General features: G+C 64.1%; 18 protein-coding genes. 9 read left to right on the forward strand and 9 right to left on the reverse strand.

The window, feature by feature from the left end; translation table 11 throughout:
• Positions 1-6 precede the first annotated feature (6 nt).
• The 5 genes from BN1133_RS05230 to BN1133_RS05250 are packed head-to-tail and all read left to right on the forward strand — an operon-like array spanning position 7 to position 4,196.
• Entirely contained in the window at positions 7-822 is an 816-nt protein-coding gene (locus BN1133_RS05230) for an alkaline phosphatase family protein (protein ID WP_050665497.1), read from the forward strand.
• Complete coding sequence (locus BN1133_RS05235) at positions 819-1,733, forward strand: ABC transporter permease (RefSeq protein WP_050665498.1); 915 nt, start codon at positions 819-821, stop codon at positions 1,731-1,733. The genes BN1133_RS05230 and BN1133_RS05235 overlap by 4 nt, the downstream gene beginning before the upstream one ends.
• Positions 1,726-2,535: an ABC transporter permease gene (locus BN1133_RS05240; protein WP_153006658.1), complete on the forward strand. Its 810-nt coding sequence runs from the start codon at positions 1,726-1,728 to the stop codon at positions 2,533-2,535. Before BN1133_RS05235 ends, BN1133_RS05240 begins: the two co-directional genes overlap by 8 nt.
• Positions 2,536-2,541: 6 nt before the next feature.
• On the forward strand, positions 2,542-3,552 hold the full coding sequence (locus BN1133_RS05245; RefSeq protein WP_050665499.1) for an ABC transporter ATP-binding protein: 1,011 nt from the start codon (positions 2,542-2,544) through the stop codon (positions 3,550-3,552).
• Positions 3,552-4,196, forward strand: coding sequence for an HAD family hydrolase (locus tag BN1133_RS05250; RefSeq protein WP_050665500.1), 645 nt, complete (start codon positions 3,552-3,554; stop codon positions 4,194-4,196). The genes BN1133_RS05245 and BN1133_RS05250 overlap by 1 nt, the downstream gene beginning before the upstream one ends.
• 185 nt (positions 4,197-4,381) lie before the next feature.
• On the opposite strand, the gene BN1133_RS05255 is transcribed toward BN1133_RS05250, so the two are convergent.
• A complete protein-coding gene (locus tag BN1133_RS05255) occupies positions 4,382-4,585 on the reverse strand; it encodes a hypothetical protein (protein WP_050665501.1) in 204 nt (67 codons plus the stop codon).
• Positions 4,586-4,804: 219 nt separating this feature from the next.
• Here BN1133_RS05255 and BN1133_RS05260 point away from each other — a divergent pair, with 219 nt between their 5' ends.
• From BN1133_RS05260 to phoU, 4 genes are read left to right on the forward strand one after another with little or no spacing between them, the layout of a single operon-like run.
• The gene (locus BN1133_RS05260; protein ID WP_050665502.1) at positions 4,805-7,042 is read left to right on the forward strand and encodes an ABC transporter permease subunit; all 2,238 of its coding nucleotides are present in this window, start codon (positions 4,805-4,807) and stop codon (positions 7,040-7,042) included.
• A gap of 17 nt (positions 7,043-7,059) precedes the next feature.
• Complete coding sequence (gene pstA / locus BN1133_RS05265) at positions 7,060-8,709, forward strand: phosphate ABC transporter permease PstA (RefSeq protein WP_050665503.1); 1,650 nt, start codon at positions 7,060-7,062, stop codon at positions 8,707-8,709.
• A gap of 26 nt (positions 8,710-8,735) precedes the next feature.
• Complete coding sequence (pstB, locus tag BN1133_RS05270) at positions 8,736-9,554, forward strand: phosphate ABC transporter ATP-binding protein PstB (RefSeq protein WP_005363598.1); 819 nt, start codon at positions 8,736-8,738, stop codon at positions 9,552-9,554.
• A gap of 31 nt (positions 9,555-9,585) precedes the next feature.
• Positions 9,586-10,296 (forward strand): phosphate signaling complex protein PhoU, encoded by a 711-nt coding sequence (gene phoU, locus BN1133_RS05275; protein ID WP_050665504.1) that lies wholly within the window; start codon positions 9,586-9,588, stop codon positions 10,294-10,296.
• 60 nt (positions 10,297-10,356) lie between these two features.
• Here phoU and BN1133_RS05280 read toward each other — a convergent pair whose 3' ends face one another.
• The 8 genes from BN1133_RS05280 to rsxC all read right to left on the reverse strand — a co-directional run bounded on the left by BN1133_RS05280 (position 10,357) and on the right by rsxC (position 17,561).
• Positions 10,357-11,142 carry an AraC family transcriptional regulator gene (locus BN1133_RS05280; RefSeq protein ID WP_050665505.1) on the reverse strand — a complete coding sequence of 262 codons (786 nt, stop codon included), beginning with the start codon at positions 11,140-11,142 and terminating at the stop codon, positions 10,357-10,359.
• Positions 11,142-11,453 (reverse strand): DUF6506 family protein, encoded by a 312-nt coding sequence (locus BN1133_RS05285; RefSeq protein ID WP_050665506.1) that lies wholly within the window; start codon positions 11,451-11,453, stop codon positions 11,142-11,144. The genes BN1133_RS05280 and BN1133_RS05285 overlap by 1 nt, the downstream gene beginning before the upstream one ends.
• A 105-nt stretch (positions 11,454-11,558) precedes the next feature.
• Positions 11,559-11,972 carry a lactoylglutathione lyase gene (gloA, locus tag BN1133_RS05290; protein WP_050665507.1) on the reverse strand — a complete coding sequence of 138 codons (414 nt, stop codon included), beginning with the start codon at positions 11,970-11,972 and terminating at the stop codon, positions 11,559-11,561.
• Between the two features lie 3 nt (positions 11,973-11,975).
• A complete protein-coding gene (gene nth, locus BN1133_RS05295; protein ID WP_050665508.1) occupies positions 11,976-12,617 on the reverse strand; it encodes an endonuclease III in 642 nt (213 codons plus the stop codon).
• Positions 12,618-12,626: 9 nt separating this feature from the next.
• Positions 12,627-13,328: an electron transport complex subunit E gene (locus BN1133_RS05300; RefSeq protein WP_050665509.1), complete on the reverse strand. Its 702-nt coding sequence runs from the start codon at positions 13,326-13,328 to the stop codon at positions 12,627-12,629.
• A 2-nt stretch (positions 13,329-13,330) separates the two neighbouring features.
• Positions 13,331-13,966: an electron transport complex subunit RsxG gene (gene rsxG, locus BN1133_RS05305; RefSeq protein ID WP_050665510.1), complete on the reverse strand. Its 636-nt coding sequence runs from the start codon at positions 13,964-13,966 to the stop codon at positions 13,331-13,333.
• On the reverse strand, positions 13,963-15,024 hold the full coding sequence (rsxD, locus tag BN1133_RS05310) for an electron transport complex subunit RsxD (RefSeq protein WP_082177913.1): 1,062 nt from the start codon (positions 15,022-15,024) through the stop codon (positions 13,963-13,965). The genes rsxG and rsxD overlap by 4 nt, the downstream gene beginning before the upstream one ends.
• Complete coding sequence (rsxC, locus tag BN1133_RS05315) at positions 15,024-17,561, reverse strand: electron transport complex subunit RsxC (protein ID WP_050665512.1); 2,538 nt, start codon at positions 17,559-17,561, stop codon at positions 15,024-15,026. Before rsxC ends, rsxD begins: the two co-directional genes overlap by 1 nt.

The raw sequence follows: 17,561 nt of genomic DNA on the forward strand, positions 1-17,561 counted from the left end.
CCCATGATGCGACACAAGGTCATCCTGGTGTTGGTGGACGGCCTGTCGGCCAGGGTAGCCCATGGCATGGGCTACCTTGCCGCCCTGGTGGCGGCGGGGCAGGGGAGTCATCATCGCCTCGCGTGCGAGCTACCCTCCCTCTCGCGCCCCCTCTACGAATGTCTGCTGACCGGGGCCAATCCGGTACAAAGTGGCATCACCCATAACGGGGTGAGCCGTCTCTCGACCCAGACCTCCCTCTTTCATCTGGCCACCCGCCAGGGGCGGCGCACCGCGGCCGCCGCCTACCACTGGGTGAGCGAGCTCTACAATGCAAGTCCCTGGCAGGTACATCATCGCGTCACCGACGACGAGGGCCTGCCCATTCAACACGGCCTGTTTTACTGGGATGACGGTTACCCAGACAGCCACCTGCTGGCGGATGCCGAGGCCCTGCGCGCCCGCCACGATCCTGACTTCCTGCTGGTGCACCCCATGGGGGTGGACGACGCGGGCCACCGCTTCGGGCTGGGTAGCCCCGAGTATCGCAACAGTGCCCGGCGCATGGATGTGCTGCTGGCGGCCGTGTTGCCCCACTGGCTGGCCGCCGGCTATCAGGTGGTGGTCACCGCCGATCACGGCATGAACGAGGATGGCAGCCACGGCGGCACCCTGGACGACGAGCGCCAGGTGCCCCTCTGGCTGCTGGGTGAGGCGTTTGATCACGGCGCCGCGGCGCAGCCCATCCCCCAGACCGCCCTGTGCGGGCTGCTGGCCGATCTCATGGGGCTCGAGCACGACAAGTCGTCGCTCCCCTGGCTGCTGGCACGGGAGGGAGTATGACCTCACATCACGATATCGCGGTGGACGCGGTGACGATCGCGTCGCCCGTCACGGTAAAGGTGGGGCGCCCGGCGCGCCGCTGGCTCCCGTATATCTGGCTGCTGCCCTTTGCCGCGCTGTTCTTGCTGTTTCAGGTGGCGCCGCTGGTTTGGGTGCTGGTGGGTAGCCTGCAGACTCCGGACGGGGTGGGGCTTGCTCACTATCGCGCGATTTGGGATTCCCCCTTCTATCGCCAGTCGTTTGGCAACTCGCTCAAGATTGGCCTCTGGTCGAGCCTGCTTGGGCTTTCCATCGCCACCCTGGGGGCGGCGGCCCTGCGCCACAGCAGCGAGCGGGTGCGCCGGGTGATGCTCGCCTTTGTCACCATGACCGGCAATTTCAGCGGCGTGCCCCTGGCGTTTGCCTTCATCATAGTGCTCGGGGTCAACGGCGCCCTGACCCTGCTGCTGCGCCAGTGGGGAGTGATCGAGGGGTTTAACCTCTACTCGGGCAGCGGCCTCATCCTCATCTACACCTATTTCCAGATCCCCCTGGCGCTGCTGCTGCTCTATCCGGCGTTCGACGCCCTGCAAGACGACTGGCGCGATGCGGCGGCCCTGCTCGGGGCATCCCGCGCCCGCTATGTGTGGCACGTGGCCCTGCCGGTGCTGACCCCGGCGCTGCTGGCCACCTTCATCATCCTGCTCGCCAACGCGGTGGGGGCCTATGCCTCGGCCTATGCACTCACTACGGGTAACTTCAACCTGGTGACCATCCGCATCGCGAGCCTGGTATCGGGGGATATCTTCCTCGAGCCCAACCTCGCCGCTGCGCTGGCGGTGTGGCTGATGGCCGCGCTGACCCTGGTCACGGCGCTCAACCAGTGGCTTATTCGCCGTGCCCAACGCTTCAAGGAGGCCGCCCATGGCTAATGCGTCCCTCTCTCATGGCGCGCGTCCCCACGCGCTGACTACCCCGGCACCGCGCTGGGCCCGCGCCAGCCTGTGGGCCCTGACCGCCGTGCTGGTGTTGCCCCTGCTCGCCACCCTGGTCTACTCCCTGTCGACCCGCTGGGGGGCGACTCTGCTACCGGACGATCTGACCCTGGCCTGGTATGGCAAGCTGTGGAGCGATCCGCGCTTTCTCGCCGCCTTTGGCCGCAGCCTGCTGGTCTGCTTCGGGACCCTGGCGCTCGGTACCCTGGTGCTGGTGCCTCTGGTGCTGGTCATCTTCTACCATGCGCCGCGCCTCGATCCCTGGATGAACCTGCTGATCCTGGTGCCCTTCGCCGTGCCTCCCGTGGTCTCGTCGGTGGGGCTCTTGCAGATCTATGCCGACACCCTGGTCGGTACCCCCTGGATCCTCATCGGTACCTGGTTCACCATCATGCTCCCCTTCATGTACCGGGCGCTGGCCAACAACCTGCAGGCCATTGCGCTCAAAGACCTGATGGATGCGGCGCACCTGCTTGGCGCCTCTACGCCGGTCGCCTTCGTGCAAGTGGTGCTGCCGTGTCTTCGCAAGGGGCTGCTCTCGGCCCTGTTCCTGTCGCTCTCGTTCCTGCTCGGGGAGTTCGTGTTCGCCAACATGCTGGTGGGCACCCGCTACGAGACGCTGCAGGTCTACCTCTACAACATGCGCTCCACCTCGGGTCACTTCACCAGTGCCCTGGTGATGAGCTACTTCCTGCTGACCCTGGTGCTCACCTGGGCGGCCAACCGTTTCAGTCGGTGACATCCCATGTTTCATCTCGAAGTGAGTCAACTGCACAAGTCCTACGGCGACACCCCGGTGTTTGCCGGCATCGAGTTCGGTATCCGCAAGGGGGAGCTCATCACCCTGCTCGGCCCGTCGGGTTGCGGCAAGTCGACCCTGCTGCGGGCCATCGCCGGCTTGACCGAGGTCGACGGCGGGCGGATCCAGGTGGCGGGGGAGGAGATCACCCATTTGGCGCCGCAAAAGCGCGGCATCGGCATGGTGTTTCAGAGCTATGCCCTGTTCCCCACCATGACGGTCTATGACAACGTCGCCTTTGGCCTGCGTATGAAGCCGCAGCCCGGGCGCGATCTCGACAAGGCCGTGCGCGAGGCCCTCGAGCTGGTGGAGCTCACCCAGTTGGCCGAACGCTATCCGGCGGCCCTCTCCGGGGGCCAGCGCCAACGGGTGGCCCTGGCCCGCGCCCTGGTGGTGCGCCCGCGCATCCTGCTGCTCGACGAGCCCCTCTCGGCACTGGATGCGCGCATCCGCCGGGTATTGCGCAGCCAAATTCGCGACATAGTGCGCCAACTCGAGCTCACCACCCTGTTTGTCACCCACGATCAGGAGGAGGCGATGACCCTCTCGGATCGGGTCTTCCTGATGGAGAAGGGAAGCATCATCCAGGCCGGCACTCCGGAGGAGATCTACACCCGGCCGGCGAGCCGCTTCGTGGCGGGCTTTATGGGCAGCTACAACCTGCTCGAGCCCGAGGTGGCCAGCCGCCTGCTGGGGCGGCACTTTGAGCGCGCCGTGGCCCTGCGCCCCGAGACCCTGAGCCTGGCCCAGTGCGCCACCGAAGGGGAGGGATGGCGGGTGCTGCCCAGCGTGGTGGAGGAGGCGCAACTCCTTGGCAACGTGGTACGCTACCGGGTGCGCTGCGGTGACACCGACTTCACCGTCGATGTCCTCAATCGCAGCGCCAAGGAGTTACACCCCGTGGGGCGCCCGCTGCAGCTGGTGGTTCCCCTCGACCAATTGTGTGAGGTGGCATGATGGCCCTGGCCCTGTTTGATCTCGATGAAACCCTGCTGCGCGGCGACAGCGCCAGTCTCTGGCTCGAATATCTGGTGGAGCAGGAGTTGGCCCCGGCCGACATGATTGCCCGCGAGCAGGCCATGATGAACCTCTACCATCAGGGCAAGCTGGACATGCATGACTACATGGCCTTCACCCTGACGCCGCTGGCCGGCAAGTCCCGCGACTGGGTCGACGGCCACTGCCAGCGCTTTTGCGAGCAGTGGCTGCTGCCGCGTCTCTACCCGCAGGGGCTCGAGCGCATCGACTGGCACCGGGGGCGGGGTGATACCCTGGTGCTCATCTCCGCCTCGGGGGAGCACCTGGTCGCCCCCATGGCGCGCCATCTGGGGATGGAGCACTGTATCGCCATCAACTTGGACGAGTGCGATGGGCGCCTCACCGGCCAGACCCGCGGCGTCCTGAGTTTTCGTGAGGGCAAGGTGGCACGCCTTCGCGAGCGCTTTGGGGAGGCGGCCAGCACCGGCAGCTTTGCCTACAGCGATTCGATGAACGATCTTCCCATGCTGGAGTGGGCCACCTTTCCCCATGCCACCAACCCGGCCAAGGCCTTGCGCGAGCTGGCGAGGGCGAGGTATTGGCCGGTGCTGGAGTGGTTGTAAAGCAAAAGGGCCCACAAGGGCCCTTCTTTTGATGTGAGCCCCCCGGCAAGGGGGGCGATATCGCACCGGTCATGTACTTCATTACCCGTCGTTCCACGCCCGTCAGGGGTCATTGGTACCGGGTGCACAGGCTTTGCCCTCTTTGTGCATAAAAATGCAGTCATGGCCGGTGGTGCCCCGCGGGCTTAATGGTGCTGGCAGAGGTGCCTTGCACTCAGGTAGTAGCGGTGATTCCCTTCCGGATCGATCAACACTCTTGCCACCAGTTCATCGCGACGATGGTATTCCCACCCCTGTTCGAATGGCTCAAATGAGGCATCTATACCCAAAATAGTGAGATATTCGTGAAACTGGCTGGCGTTACCGATTTCGGTCAGGGTCCACTTCATCGCTGCACTCCTTGCATCGAGGTTACCAGAGAATAGTAGGATCACTTTATGAACCTGGTGTGACCGGATATTGATGCTAATCATTTTTACTGCACTTTTATTCTGGTCTGAGCTCTGATCTTGTGGGGTTCCCAAGGGGAGGGGATGTCCACCGTGTAACATTAGTGTCATCTAACGGCCATATAATCGGGCGCAAGCTAACCCTTCTCGAGGTCTTGCATGTCATCGGAAACAATCGCCCTGGCCATGGCGGGCAGCAGAAAACGCCGGGTCAAGGACAAACTGGCCAAGTACAGCGTCACCATAGGGGGATCCCTGGTTCTGGTGGCGCTGCTGCTCATCTTCTTTTACCTCCTCTATGTGGTGAAGCCTATCTTCCACAGCGCGTCGATGGAGGCCGCCGGCACCATCACGTTACCGGCCAAGGGCAAGACGGTCTGGCTCGGCAGTGAAGAGCAAAACGAGATCGGTTTTCGCTTCGGCGACGAGGGGCAGGTGAGCTTCTTTGCCCTGCAGGGCAAAAATGGTTTCAAGGGGGGGCAGCTTATCTCCCAGTCCCAGCTCCCCTTGCCCGTCACCAGCGTCACCCGCTCTCACGGGGATGAAGAGGCGATCGTCTACGGTCTGCAAGATGGTCGTGTGCTCGCGCTGCGCCCCGCCTTCGCCGTCAGCTACCCCAACGATACCCGCGTCATCGCGCCCGAGCTTAAATATCCCTTTGGTGAAGAGCCCATGGTGGTCGATCCCGAGGGCAAGGCGCTCACCCGCATCGCCTTCGAGGCCAACAGCAGCAAGCTGGTGGCGGCGGCCCTGACCGAGGATGGGCGCGGCGTCATGACAGTGCTCGCCGGGGAGCAGAACTTCCTCACCGGCGAGACCGAGTGGAGCAGCAGCAACTACGCCATTCCGACCCTGCCGCGTCACGTGGATCAGATGCTGATGACGCCCAATCAGCGTTATCTCTTCCTGCGCGATGGCAATCGTCTCTCCGTCTATGACATCCGCAACCCGGATGACATCACCCTGCGCAGCGTGCTGGAGATCAATGCCAAGGGGGGCAATGTGACCCGCGTCTCCCTCCTCTCCGGCGCCTCTTCCCTGCTGGTCGCCAACGACAACGGTGTCATCTCCCAGTGGTTCGAGGTAGCCCGTGACGGTCAGCGCGAGTTTGCCCATATTCGTGATTTCGGTGCGACCGGGCCGGTCAACGACATGGCCATGGAGACCCACCGAAAGGGGTTCGTCGCCACCACCGACAAGGGCACGGTCGATATCTTCCACACCACGGGAGAGACCCGTCTGCTCAGTGAGAAGATGGAGACCGCGGATCTCAACGGTGTGGCGCTCTCGCCGCGCAACAACCTGCTGCTGGTGGAGAAGGGGGACGAGATCCGCGTCTTCAACGTGGAGAACGAGCACCCCGAGGTGACCTGGTCTGCTCTCTGGCATGAGGTGTGGTATGAGGGCTATCCCGAGCCCCAGTTTGTCTGGCAGTCCACCTCCGCCAGCAACGACTTCGAGCCCAAGCTGAGTCTGGTACCACTCGCCTTCGGGACCCTCAAGGCCTCCCTCTATGCCATGCTCTTTGCGGTGCCCCTGGGTGTGGCCGGCGCCATCTATACCGCCTACTTCATGTCGGCGGGTCTGCGCAAGGTGGTCAAGCCCACGGTCGAGATCATGGCGGCTCTGCCCACGGTTATCCTGGGGTTCCTGGCCGGTCTCTGGCTCGCCCCCCTGGTGGAGGATCATCTCCCTGGCATCGTCATGCTGCTGATCCTGTTGCCGGCGGGCATGCTCGCCTCGGCACTGGCCTGGCACTATCTGCCGGAGCGGTGGCGCCAGTGGGTGCCGGAAGGGTGGCAGGCTATCTTGCTGATCCCGGTTCTGCTGCTGCTCGGCTGGGGAGCCTTCGCCCTGAGCCCGGTCATCGAGAACCTCTTCTTCCACGGTGATACCCGGATCTGGCTGACCAATGACATGGGCATGAAGTTCGATCAGCGCAATGCACTGGTCGTCGGTATCGCCATGGGCTTTGCGGTCATTCCGACCATCTTCTCCATCGCAGAAGATGCGGTCTTCTCGGTGCCCAAGCACCTGACCCAGGGCTCACTGGCCCTCGGTGCCACCCCCTGGCAGACCCTGAGCCGTGTGGTGATCCTCACCGCCAGCCCCGGCATCTTCTCTGCCGTCATGATGGGCCTGGGGCGTGCCGTGGGCGAGACCATGATAGTGCTAATGGCTACGGGGAATACCCCCATCATGGACTTTTCCATGTTCCAGGGGCTGCGTACCCTGGCGGCCAACATCGCGGTGGAAATGCCCGAGTCCGAGGTGGGCAGCTCCCACTACCGGGTGCTCTTCCTCGCGGCCTTCGTCTTGTTCGTCTTCACCTTCGTCTTCAACACGCTCGCCGAGTTCATTCGCCAGCGACTGCGTGACAAGTACAGCTCCCTGTAAGGGCAAGGAATCAAGCAATGGGAAAGTGGTTTAAATCGGGTACTCCCTGGATCTGGATGACAGCCGGTACCGTCAGCATGAGCCTGGTTGCCGTGCTGGGCCTCCTGCTCCTCATCGGTTGGCGCGGTCTGGTCTACTTCTGGCCGCACCCCATCTATGAGTGGAAGGTGCAGGATCAGAGCGGCGCTCAGCAGAGCATCATCGGCGAGCTCTACGACGAAGAGATGGTACCGGTCGAGCGGTTGCGTGCCGCCGGCCTGCCCCTGGCAGGAGAAGAGCGAGAGTCGCTGACCCGCTATCTGGTCAAGACCGGCAACCGGGAGTTTGTGGATCTCGATTTTCGCTGGATCCTCGAGACCGACATCCTGAGCCGTACCCAGCCGGCGGATCTGGCCATGCTCGAGCGCACCACCAACGGTAACTTCTATGGCACCGTGGTCTCCCTCAAGGTCGACGGCCAGGAGGTGGACGGCAGCGATCGCGAGACGCTGGAGCAGGCTATCGCCCGTGCGGTGGGCCTCAATGCAAAGGCGGACTCCCTGCAGAAGGGGAAGATAGGTGCCATCAACTATCAGCTCGAGAAGATGCGTCTCAAGGAGCGCAAGGCCGAGCTGGAGGGGAACCTGACCCCTGAGTTCAAGAGCGAGCTCGAGGCCGAGCGTACCCAGTTGCAGGCCGACTACCTGGTGCTGGAGAAGGAGCTCTTCGCCCTGCGTGCCGATGCCGGCCGTGACAGCGTCAGTGTCCGTGACATGCGCGGGGAGGTGGTGACCACACCGCTTTCCAAGGTGCTCGACGTCACCTGGCCCAATGAGATGGGGCTCTTCACCAAGGTGGGTTACTGGTTCCACCAGATAGGCAAGTTCGTGAGCGGCGATCCCCGTGAGGCCAACACCGAGGGGGGGGTCTTCCCGGCCATCTTCGGCACCGTCTTCATGGTGATCCTGATGGCGATCATAGTGACGCCCCTGGGCGTGGTGGCGGCCGTCTACCTGCACGAATATGCGGGCAAGAACGTGATGACCAAGTTCATCCGAATCGCGGTGATCAACCTGGCCGGTGTGCCCTCCATCGTCTACGGGGTGTTTGGCCTGGGCTTCTTCGTCTACACCCTGGGGGGGAGCATCGACCGGCTCTTCTATCCCGAGGCCCTGCCGAGCCCCACCTTCGGCTCTCCCGGCGTCATCTGGTCGGCCCTGACGCTGGCCATCCTGACCCTGCCGGTGGTGATCGTCTCCACCGAGGAGGGGCTGGCGCGGATCCCGAGTGCCATTCGTCACGGCTCCCTGGCGCTGGGCGCTACCCAGGCCGAGACCCTGTGGCGCATCGTGCTGCCCATGGCGAGCCCGGCCATCATGACCGGTCTCATCCTGGCCATCGCCCGTGCGGCGGGAGAGGTCGCCCCCCTGATGCTGGTCGGTGTGGTCAAGCTGGCGCCGACCCTGCCGGTGGATGGCAACTTCCCTTACTTGCACGTGGAGCGCAAGTTTATGCACCTGGGCTTCCACATCTATGACGTGGGCTTCCAGAGCCCCAACGTAGAGGCGGCGCGCCCCCTGGTCTATGCCACCTCCTTCTTGCTGGTGACCGTCATCGTGGGGCTGAACCTCACCGCCATCGGCATTCGTAACCACTTGCGTGAAAAATTCAAGGCGCTGGATCACTGATCCGGCCCCACCGACTCGAGGTCAACATGATTAACGTCAACACCACCATGCAGCAGCCCCAGGCACTGGATCTGGCCAACCTCTCTCCCGAGCAGACCGCGCTCGAGGTGAAGGGGCTGGATCTCTACTACGGCAACAAGCAGGCCCTCTATAACGTCGAGATGAAGATCCCCAAGGGGCAGGTGACCGCCTTTATCGGCCCCTCCGGTTGTGGCAAGTCGACCCTGCTGCGCTGCATCAACCGGATGAACGATCTGGTGGAGAGCTGCCGCATCGAGGGAGAGATCCTGTTGCACGGCAACAACATCTACGACAAGAGCGTGGACGTGGCGGCCCTGCGCCGCCGGGTGGGCATGGTGTTCCAGCGCCCCAACCCCTTCCCCAAGTCCATCTATGAGAACGTGGTCTATGGCCTGCGCCTGCAGGGGATCAACGACCGCCGCACCCTGGATGACGCGGTAGAGCGCTCCCTGCGCGGCGCCGCCCTGTGGGAAGAGGTGAAGGACCGTCTGCACGAGAACGCGTTTGGCCTCTCCGGTGGTCAGCAGCAGCGTCTGGTGATCGCCCGTGCCATCGCCATCGAGCCGGAAGTGCTGCTGCTCGATGAGCCCACCTCGGCGCTGGACCCCATCTCCACCCTCACCATCGAAGAGCTCATCAACGAGCTCAAGAAGCAGTTCACCGTGGTGATCGTCACCCACAACATGCAGCAGGCGGCGCGGGTGTCGGATCAGACCGCCTTCATGTACATGGGCGAGCTTATCGAGTACGCCGACACCAACACCATCTTCACCACCCCGGCCAAGAAGAAGACCGAGGACTATATCACCGGCCGCTATGGCTAAGGCATAATCGAGCCAGGTTAAGGATTTCGACATGGATAATATGAATCTCGGCAAACATATCTCGGGCCAGTTCAACACCGAGCTGGAGAACGTGCGCAACCAGGTGCTGGTGATGGGGGGGCTGGTCGAGCAGCAGCTGACCGACGCCATCGCCGCCATTCACGATCAGGATCTGGAGGCGGCCCGCCGCATCGTCGGCAGCGATCACAAGGTCAACGCCATGGAGGTGGCCATCGACGAGGAGTGCACCCGCATCATCGCCAAGCGTCAGCCTACCGCCTCCGACCTGCGTCTGGTGATGGCTATCATCAAGACCATTGCCGAGCTCGAGCGGATCGGTGATGTGGCCGAGCGGATCGCCCGCATGCTGACCGACAACGCCAACAAGCCCCAGCCGCCGCTGGTGTCGCTTGAGAATATGGGGCGTCGCACCATCAAGATGCTGCATGATGTGCTCGACGCCTTCGCCCGCATGGACATAGACGCGGCCGTCACCGTCTATCAAGAGGACGACAAGGTCGACAAGGAGTATGAGTCGGTCATTCGCGAGTTGATGACCTACATGATGGAAGATCCGCGCACCATTCCCCAGGTGCTCAACGTCCTGTGGGCGGCCCGTGCCATCGAGCGGGTCGGGGATCGCTGCCAGCACATCTGTGAGTACATCATCTACTACGTCAAGGGTAAGGATGTGCGCCACACCAAGGGTGACGAGTTCACCAGCCTGCTCGGTAAGCCGTGAGTGATGGCGAGATAAACCAAGGGGCCGTACAGGCCCCTTTGTTATATGGGATCCCTTCCCTTACTCCCCATAGTGGCTAAAGCCCGCTGGCTCGCTGGCGAGCCAGCAACCCGGTGACAGGCCGGTAAAGCGCCGGCAGCTCTTGATAAAGTGGGACTGATCGCAAAAGCCGGCCTGATGGGCGCTCTCGAGCGACTGGCCCGACTGATGCAGTAGCCGCAGCGCCCGCTGGAAACGCGCGATGTGCAGAAATTGGCGGGTACTGATCCCCAGATAGGGTCGCAGGTGTCGCTGCAGGCTGCGTTCACTCATGGCGAGATCCTGCTGCAGAGTGGTTAATGTGGCCCCGTAGTAGAGACGCTCGACCCCCTGCGCCAGGAGGGGAAGGGGGGCGGCACGCCCCATCAGCCAGTCCAGGAGAGCGGTCACTCCCCCCGCTCTGAGGTGCCCCTCTTCCAGGGCCGGCAACCCCAGATCGGCCAGAGAGCAGGGGGTATCACCCACCAGGGTCAGAGGATGACCGAGCAGGGGAAACAGGGCTCCGGAGCGCAGCCTGGCCCCAACCCAGTGCACTGGACCCCGGCTTTGAAAGTGCATCTGGCAGCGGCGTGGCGCCAGCAACAGGGTCTCCCCGGTTAGCCAGCGGCGGGTCATGGACTCCCCGTCGGGGCCACACACCCGGATCTCGACGGGGCAACCCAGATTGCCGATAAGTTCGGCTCCCGTGCCCGGATAGAGGGAGGGCAGGCGCCCACCGGCAGGCATGGACCAGTGCCAGCTTCTGGCCAGCCAGGGCGACAGCGCCGGTGGGGCCGGCCCGTGGCGGCGATGGGAGGCCGGATCCATCACTGGAACAGGGTGTCGCCGCTGACGTGGCCGAGGCAGGGATGCTTGTCAAAGCGAACCACGCCGACAGGGAGCCGGTCGGCCGCCGCCTCGACCATGCGCGCCACGCCCCGGTGACCAAACCCGGCACAGAGTTCGATGGCCTGGATCCCTTCGGCGATCAGGGAATCGAGTTCGGCGATTGCCGACTCATAATCGGCGACGGCGATCATTTTCACCTCGACCTGTGCGGTGCGGACCCAGGCCTGGTGCTCGGCGGCACGGGCATGGGGAGCGACAAACATAAAGGCGGCTTTGAATACCTTGGACATGAAGATGACCTCTCTGGTGAATGAGAGACCATGTTAGTGGCAGGAGGGGCGGCGGGATTGTACCGAGCCGCCAGAGAGGGGCGCCAGATCGGCGCCCCGGTTCGATCAGCGGGTCTGGCCCAGTCCCTGACCGGCATCTTTCTTGGCGATCAGCTCAATCTTGTAACCATCCGGGTCTTCGACGAAGGCGATGACGGTGGTGCCCCCCTTGACCGGACCCGGCTCGCGGGTGATCTTGGCGCCGGCGGCGCGCAGGGCGTCGCAGGTGGCATGGATGTCGTCCGCCTCCAGGGCGATGTGGCCGTAGGCCGACCCCAGTTCATACTCGCTCACCCCCCAGTTATAGGTTAGTTCGAGGACGGCCTCGTCCTTCTCGTCGCCATAGCCGACGAAGGCCAGGGTGTACTTGTACTCGCTGTTCTCGCTCTGGCGCAGCAGCTTCATGCCGAGCACGCGGGTGTAGAAGTCGATGGAGCGCTGCAGATCACCGACGCGCAGCATGGTATGCAGGATTCTCATGGATTATGCCTCCGGGTAGACTTTCTCTTTGTATTCGCACAGATCTTCGATGATACAGGAGCCGCAGCGGGGCTTGCGAGCCAGACAGGTGTAGCGCCCGTGCAGGATCAGCCAGTGGTGCACGTCGAGCTTGAATTCAGCCGGTACCACCTTGAGCAGCTTATCTTCCACCTGATCCACGTTTTTGCCCACGGCAAAGGCGGTGCGGTTCGAGACCCGAAAGATGTGGGTGTCGACGGCGATGGTGGGCCAGCCGAAGGCGGTGTTGAGCACCACGTTGGCGGTCTTGCGACCCACTCCGGGCAGGGCCTCGAGGGCCTCGCGATTTTCCGGCACCTCGCCCCCGTGGCGCTCGAGCAAGATGGCGCAGGTCTTGATGACGTTCTCGGCCTTGGTGTTAAACAGGCCAATGGTCTTGATGTACTCCTTCACCCCGTCCACCCCGAGTGCCAACATGGCTGCGGGGGTATTGGCGACGGCATAGAGCTTGTCGGTGGCCTTATTGACGCTGACGTCGGTGGCCTGGGCCGAGAGCAGCACGGCGATAAGCAGCTCAAAGGGCGAGCTGAAGTTGAGCTCTGTGGTTGGCTTGGGGTTGTTCTCCCGCAGGCGCTCCAGGATCTGGCGTCGTTTCTCGTTGTTCATGACACTCCTTTACAACTCGGTGGCGCGGGCACCCGCAGCAGGGACGGCGCAGTGAGCTCGCTCGGCACTCTGTTTGCCACGCCACTCGTTGATGGCGTTCTTGGCGGCGATGAGCAGTCCCAGGCCGATAAAGCCCCCTGGCGGCAGGATGGCGATCATCATGGAGGCATCGGCCGGCAGCACTCGCACATGGAGTACGCTGGCCCAGCTGCCGAGCAACTGCTCGGCACCGTCAAACAGGGTCCCCATGCCGATGATTTCGCGCATGGCTCCCAGCACGCAGAGTACCAGGGTGAAGCCAAGCCCCATCATCAGCCCATCGAGCAGGGCATGCAGCGGCGGGTTTTTCACCGCATAGGCCTCGGCGCGACCAATGATGATGCAGTTGGTGACGATGAGGGCGATGAAGATGCCGAGAGACTGATAGAGGCCATAGGCGTAAGCGTTCATCAGCAGTTGCACGCAGGTCACCAGGGCCGAGATGATCAGCACATAGACGGGGATACGAATATCCTTGGGAACATAGTGTCGCACCAGAGAGACGGCCAGGTTGGAGCCCATCAGCACCGCCATGGTGGCAAGCCCCAGCCCGAGTGCGTTGGTGAGGGTGGAGGTGACCGCCAGGGTGGGGCACAGACCCAGCACCTGCACCAGGGCCGGGTTGTTCTTCCACAATCCCTCGGCCATCAGACTCTTGAATTCGGCCTTCATGGTTACTCTCCCTTCTCGCTGCACAGGGGGGCGGTCTCGAGTCGCTCGGGGTGGCGGGCATTGAGCTCCAGCACCCGTTTGACCGCTTTGACCACGGCCCGTGGTGTGATGGTGGCACCGGTGAAGGCGTCAAAATCGCCACCGTCTTTCTTCACCGCCCAGCTTCGCTCGTTCTCTCTGGTCAGGAAACGACCGCGAAAACGCTCGATCCAGTTCGATTTCTTGAGATCAATCTTGTCCCCGAGCCCCGGTGTCTCATTGTGGGCCAGGGTTCGCACCGCCGTGATCTTGCCATCGGGGGTGAAGCCCACGATGAGGCGAATGGCCCCGCTGTAGCCGTCAGGGGCCACCGTCTCGAGGGCATAACCGGAGATCTGCTGCCCCTGTTTGGCCACATAGAGGGGCTGGGGCTTGCTGCTACCCAGGTACTCAGGATCGGTGACCAGGCGGCAGCTCGCGACCAGATCGTTATCATAGGTGCCGGGGGGGAGCAGCGCAGAGAGGGTCGAGAGCTTCTCCTGCTGGTGTTGATGCTCGATGCGCTCGGCCGTCAGCTGGTTGGTCAGGGCGACCACTGCGGTGCAGACCAGGGCGAAGCCCCCCAGGATCAGGCCGTTTTTGCTCATGCTGCGGATCATTTGCGGATCCCCTTGCGCTGGCCATAGATGGCAGGACGGGTGAGGCTGTCGATAAGGGGCACGCAGAGGTTGGCGAGCAGGATGGCGAAGGCGAAGGCATCCGGATAGCCGCCGACGCGGCGGATGAGATAGACCAGCAGGCCAATCAGCGCCCCATAGATGAGCCGCCCCCTGGGCGTGGTGCTGGCGGTGACCGGATCGGTGGCGATAAAGAAGGCTCCCAGCATGGTGGCGCCGCTGAAGAGGTGGAGCATGGGGGTCGCGGTGGCATCCGGGGTGATGAGCCAGCCGATGACGGAGGCGCCCAGCAAGGAGCCGAGCACGGCGACCGGGATGCGCCAGGCGATCACCTTCTGCTGCAACAGGAAGAGGCCTCCCAGCAGATAGCCGAGGTTGACCCAGCTCCAGCCGATCCCGCCCCACCCCTGATAGAGAGAGCCCTTCATGATCTCGCCCGTGGTCAGTCCCTGGGTCAGCCCGGTCTTGAGGGTGTCGAGCGGAGTGGCCATGGTGGTGCCATCGATCCCGAGCCGCAGCTGGCTCATGCTGTAGCCGTCGAGACTCAGACCGGTGAAGATGGTGGAGAGGGCATCCCAGAGCCCCAGCTCGTAGGCTCGCACCCCCAGCGGGGGGAGCCAGTTGGTCATCTGTACCGGAAAGGAGACCAGGAGCAGCACGTAGGCGACCATGGCCGGGTTGAAGAGGTTTTGGCCCAGGCCACCATAGAGGTGCTTGGCCACCACGATGGCAAAGGCGGTGCCGATGACGACCAGCCACCAGGGGGCGAAGGGGGGCAGCGACAGGCCGATCAGCACGGCGGTCACGGCGGCGCTGCCATCCCACAGGGCGGGGCGCACCGGACGACGGCGCAAACGCAGCACCAGCGCCTCGCACGTCAGGGCGGTGGCACTGGCCAGCAGCAGCTGAACCAGGGTGCCCCAGCCGAAGAACCAGGTCTGGGCAAGCAGGCCCGGCAGGCAAGCAAGCATTACCAGCCCCATCAGGGTCGAGGTCTGCTTGCGACTATGGGAGAAGGGTGCACCGGCAATCTTGAACATCACTCACCCACCTTGTCGGAGTCGGTTATTTCGATTTTTGCAGCCTCGGCGGCGGCTTTTTTAGCCTTGGCGCGGGCAATGGCGGCAGCCACGGCAGCCTTCTTGGGATCCGCGGTGCCCTCCTGCGGCCCGGGGGCAGGCAGAGGCGTCGTGGCCTCAACCTGCTCTGCGGCAGCCTTTTTAGCCTTGGCGCGGGCGAGGGCGGCGGCCACGGCAGCCTTCTTGGGATCCCCGGCGCCCTCCTGCGGCCCGGGGACAGGCAGAGGCGTCGTGCCCTCAGCCTGCTCTGCGGCAGCCTTTTTGGCCTTGGCGCGGGCGATGGCGGCGGCCACGGCGGCCTTCTTGGGATCCCCGGCGCCCTCCTGCGGCTCGGGGACAGGCAGAGGCGTCGTGGCCTCAGCCTGCTCTGCGGCAGCCTTTTTGGCCTTGGCGCGGGCGATGGCGGCGGCCACGGCGGCCTTCTTGGGATCCTCGGCGCCCTCCTGCGGCTCGGGGACAGGCAGAGGCGTTGTGGCCTCAGCCTGCTCTGTGGCAGCCTTTTTGGCCTTGGCGCGGGCGATGGCGGCGGTCACGGCGGCCTTCTTGGGATCCCCGGCGCCCTCCTGCGGCTCGGGGCCAGGCAGAGGCGTCGTGCCCTCAGCCTGCTCTGCGGCAGCCTTTTTGGCCTTGGCGCGGGCAAGGGCGGCGGCCACGGCGGCCTTCTTGGGATCCTCGGCGCCCTCCTGCGGCTCGGGGGCAGGCAGAGGCGTCGTGGCCTCAGCCTGCTCTGCGGTAGCCTTTTTGGCCTTGGCGCGGGCAAGGGCGGCGGCCACGGCGGCCTTCTTGGGATCGCCCGCTTGTTCGGCTTCCTCGGGGGCGGCGGCATGCTCTTGATGTGGGGGCTGCTGCGCCTGTTTGGCGGCACGACGGGCCTCGGCCTCGCGTTTTCTCGCCTCGCGGGCGGCAATCACGGCACTGTTATCCGGGTTGCCGTCGGCCAGGGCTCCCGCTGTGGTGGGAGCCTGACTCTTGGCCTTGATCCTGGCCAGCGCTGCCGCTACCGGGTCTTCACCAGCGGCGTCGGTCATGGTCTGCCGGCGGTTGGCCGCGGCCTGCGCATGGCGGGCTTCGCGCGCCGCCTTTTCCCGCTCGAAGCGCGCCTGCTTGGCCTCGAAGCGAGCCTTGGCTCGCTCGGCCTTCTCGGCCTCGGCGCGGGTCTCGCGGATATCGTCCTTGGCAATCTTGTAGTACTGCACCAGGGGGATCTCGCTTGGGCAGACCCAGGCACAGGCCCCGCATTCGATACAGTCGAAGAGGTTGAGCTGCTCGCTCTTGTCGTACTCCTTGGCGCGGCTGTACCAGTAGAGCTCCTGAGGAAGCAGGTTGGCCGGACAGGCATCGGCGCAGGCGCTGCAGCGAATGCATGCCTGCTCCGGTCCCGGTGCAGGCAGCTCTCGCTGGCTCGGGGCCAGCAGGCAGTTGGTCGCCTTGACCACGGGCACCTGGGCATGGGGCAGGGTGAAGCCCATCATGGGGCCGCCCATGATGACCCGCTGACCAGGCTCCGGGTTGAGATCAAACTGGCGCAGCAGCCAGCGCACCGGGGTGCCGAGGCGAACCCAGACGTTACCCGGCTGGCTGAATCGCTCGCCGGTCAGGGTGACCAGCCGCTCGAGCAGGGGCTCACCGTCGACGATGGCGCGCTTGATGGCGAACACAGTGGCTACGTTGAGCACCATGATGCCGATATCCACCGCACGTCCCCCCTTGGGAACCTGGCGGCCGGTGAGGATCTCGATGGTCTGCTTGGCGCCCCCCGAGGGATATTTGGTCGGCGTTACCCGTACCATGATGTCGTCGTCATGCTCGCCGATGGCCCCCTTCAGGGCGGCAATTGCCTCGGGCTTGTTGTCTTCGATGCCGATGAGACAGAGCTTGGGCTTGAGCAGGTGGCGCAGCACCCGGATCCCTTCGATGATGTCGCTGGCATAGTCACGCATCAGGCGATCATCTGTGGTGATGTAGGGCTCGCACTCCAGACCGTTGACGATGAGCACCTCGGTGCGCTGGCCGCGGCCATCGAGCTTGCTGTGGGTGGGGAAGACGGCGCCGCCGAGGCCGGCGATCCCTGCCTGCTGGATGCGGGTCAGCAGCTCGCTGCGCTCGAGATTCCAAAAATCGGGGCGGGCATCGCGCTCGCACCACTCATCCACCCCGTCCGGGGTCAGGGTGATACAGGGATCGGCCAGTCCCGAGGGGTGAGCCACCGTATGGGGGCCGATGGCGGTAATGGTCCCCGAGGTGGAGGCGTGCACCGGTACCGTGCGACCTCCCTGCCAGCTGGTGAGCGGCTGCCCGCGCAGGACCCTGTCACCCACCTTGACCAGTAGCTCGCCGGCCGGACCCGCGTGTTGGCGCAGGGGGATGATAAGTGCCTCGGGCAAGCCTGCGTGGCGAATCGGGGTGTGACTGGATTGATCTTTGTTCTCTGCCGGATGAATGCCGCCGTGGAAGTCCCACATGGCGCCGGCCTTGATGCGTTCGATGACGTGCTGCAT

The organism is Aeromonas schubertii, assembly GCF_000820105.1.
GTDB lineage: Bacteria > Pseudomonadota > Gammaproteobacteria > Enterobacterales > Aeromonadaceae > Aeromonas > Aeromonas schubertii.